The sequence below is a fragment of the Pedobacter sp. 05L430 genome (assembly GCF_056397585.1).
Genome location: NZ_JBFTNT010000415.1, coordinates 1 through 2,949, shown reverse-complemented (window position 1 = coordinate 2,949; position 2,949 = coordinate 1). Strand labels below are relative to the sequence as shown.

The window sequence follows — 2,949 nt, the reverse complement described above, 5'->3', positions numbered from 1 at the left end:
GATCTGGTGTTACGTTAGCGACCAGGAATCTTATAATGCGCTTTTACATCAAAAAGGTGTAGGGCTCACCCAGCAGTCTACATTCTTTCCTGCGTATAGGCAAACCAAAGCATAACAAATAAAACGTACTATTATGAACAATAAATTTGATTATTCGGAAGCTGATATTACAATATTTGATAAGGTGATCAGCGAATACGGCTGGATCGTATATGAAAATGCTTTAAGCAATGAATTACTTGATGAAATCAATGACTCCCTATTGCCGGCTTATGAAGTAAGGCATAAGATACAGGAAGCCAATGGCATTGCGCAAAATATGGATGGCACCTTACATCACTTGGTGGAGAAGCAGCTGTTTACATTAAAATTTTTAGAACAAAAGTATGCACATGAGCAAATTATACATTTCTTAAAGGGCAATTACATTTTGAATTCATTAGGCGCGGTAATTAATGTAAGAAATGCACAACCGTATGTTCAGAATGTTCATCGGGATGTTAGAACTTTTACAGGATCATTTAAGCTTATGATCCAAATGATGGTTATTCTTGATGATTTTACTGTAGAAAATGGCGCAACATACATGCTTACCGGATCGCATAAGCATGATAAAAAGCCTGACGACCAATATTTTTATGACTATGCGGACAGAGCAGTAGCAAGAAAAGGCAGCATTATTTTATTTGACGCTAACCTATGGCATGCTGCAGGTAAAAATTATACAGACAAGCCAAGAAGGACCCTTACAATGGCCTTTACAAAACCGTTTATGAAACAACAGCTTGATTATCCAAGATTATTAGGCTATGATTTTGGTGAGGAACTTAATGACCACCTTAGACAAGTTATAGGCTATAATGCAAGAACTCCTACGGATCTGTATGAGTATTATCAGCCAGTTCATAAAAGAATGTACCAAAGGGGACAGGAATAGTTAAGTCGTTTTGGATTCATTCAAAATACATCAATCCCATTGTTAACCTATTTTCAAAATGCAAAATCAATATTCAAACAAAATGAAGTCTATTGGAGGATATTTAGAATTACAATTGTCCAGAGGTGAGGAATTTTATCCCTCGCTAATAAAATTAAATACTGGTAGGAATGCATTTGAATATATTCTCAAAGTTAAGCGATATAAATTGGTTCACATACCTTATTATACCTGTGAGGTGATGTTGGAGCCACTTAAGAAGTTGGGTGTTCAATTTCAATATTATACTATTGACGAAAATATGGATCCGGTTCTCGATTTCGAGGTAGGTCCTGATGATGGTCTGCTGTACACAAATTATTTTGGACTAAAACAGGATACCGTTATAAGGCTAAGTAAGCTTTTCGAAAATCTGATAGTAGATAATTCCCAGGCTTTTTTTTCTGAGCCATTGGAGGGGGTGGATACTTTTTATTCTTGCCGAAAGTTCTTTGGTGTACCAGATGGGGCCTATCTTCAATGCACTAGTGATGTAAGACTAAAGCTAGAGAAAGATGTGTCGGTAGACAGATTTTCCCATCTGATAAAAAGTATTGACATGGGGATTGAAAGCGGGTACGAAGATTTTATTGTAAATAATGTTGTTCTTTCCAACAACCCAATACGTAAAATGTCTTCTTTATCTCAGTCGATTTTATCAGGTATAGATTATAAAGCGTGTAAATACAGAAGAAATTCCAACTTCATGTACCTTCATGATTTTCTGGAGAGTTATAACGACTATTCATTTGATGCGTCTTCTGTAAATGGACCGATGATCTATCCACTGCTAATCTCTTCTACCGAAATTAGAAACAAGCTATTTGAAAAAAGAATATATGTGGCTACATACTGGCCAAATGTTCTGGAATGGACTACAAAAAAGATGTATGAATATTATTTAACAACGCATCTTATCGCCATACCAATAGATCATCGGTATACCCATTCTGAAATGAAACGCATACTTAATGTATTAAAAACAATATTATGAGCGAAAGTATATTTTTAAGGCCTCTGGCACTTGAGGATGCGATGATATCCTATAAATGGCGAAATAATCCGGAGATATGGAAGTATACACCTTTCAATCCATCAGAGCCAATTACATTGAAAGTGGAGAGGGATTGGCTAAGGGGTGTTTTAAAGCGAACTGACCAAAAGAGATTTGCCATCTGCTTAACAGATAGCAAGAGATATATCGGGAACGTGCAATTGCTTGACATCTCAGAACAACAGGCCGAATTTCATCTTTTTATAGGTGACTCAAGCTGCTGGGGCAAAGGCATCGGAGAAAAGGCAACAGCACTTATTCTTGATTATGCTTTCTCTACCCTAAACCTGAAAAAGGTAATACTTGAAGTAAATAAAGAACATAATGCAGCCATCAGAATATATAGTAAACAAGGTTTTGTTGGTATCCCAGGTAGTGATAAATATCTGAAAATGGAAGTAATAAAAGAGGATTATATAACTAAAAATAATTTACCCGGCATGAAGTACATCGTTAAACTTGAACAAGAGGCCGAGTGGAAAGGTCTTGTAAAAAGGGCTTTGAAATATGATTTTTATCATTCATGGACCTATCATTCATTGGATAACACTTCTGGAATTCCAATGTTGTTTGTTTATGAAGAAGGGAGTGATTTTATTGCTATCCCATTATTGAAAAGAGATATTCAGGATTCTGAATACTATGATATGAGTTCGGTATATGGTTATAGCGGTCCGATTTCGAATAGGGATTTCCACAAGCTTCCTTCAGATTTTGTATATAATTTCAGGAATTGTTTTCTGGACTTCCTAAAAGATGAAAAGATCGTTACCGTATTTTCCAGGTTGAACCCTTTCTTTGACCAGGCAGAACTGATGGGAGATTTTGGAGGGGTGGTAGATAACGGAAAAGTGGTGGTACTGGATCTAAGCCTTCCTATTGAGGAACAGAGAAGCGCTTACCAGGAAAGGGTATTAAG

The 2,949-nt window shown here is 36.4% G+C and carries 3 protein-coding genes; all 3 read left to right on the top strand.

Annotated features, from left to right (window positions below; translation table 11 throughout):
- The first annotated feature begins 133 nt into the window (after positions 1 to 133).
- On the top strand, positions 134 to 937 hold the full coding sequence (locus AC1DG9_RS25715; RefSeq protein WP_337715985.1) for a phytanoyl-CoA dioxygenase family protein: 804 nt from the start codon (positions 134 to 136) through the stop codon (positions 935 to 937).
- Positions 938 to 995: 58 nt separating this feature from the next.
- A complete protein-coding gene (locus tag AC1DG9_RS25710; protein ID WP_288883671.1) occupies positions 996 to 1,970 on the top strand; it encodes a hypothetical protein in 975 nt (324 codons plus the stop codon).
- A partial coding sequence (locus AC1DG9_RS25705) for a GNAT family N-acetyltransferase (protein WP_477635530.1) occupies positions 1,967 to 2,949 on the top strand: 983 nt, incomplete at its 3' end. The genes AC1DG9_RS25710 and AC1DG9_RS25705, both read left to right, overlap by 4 nt.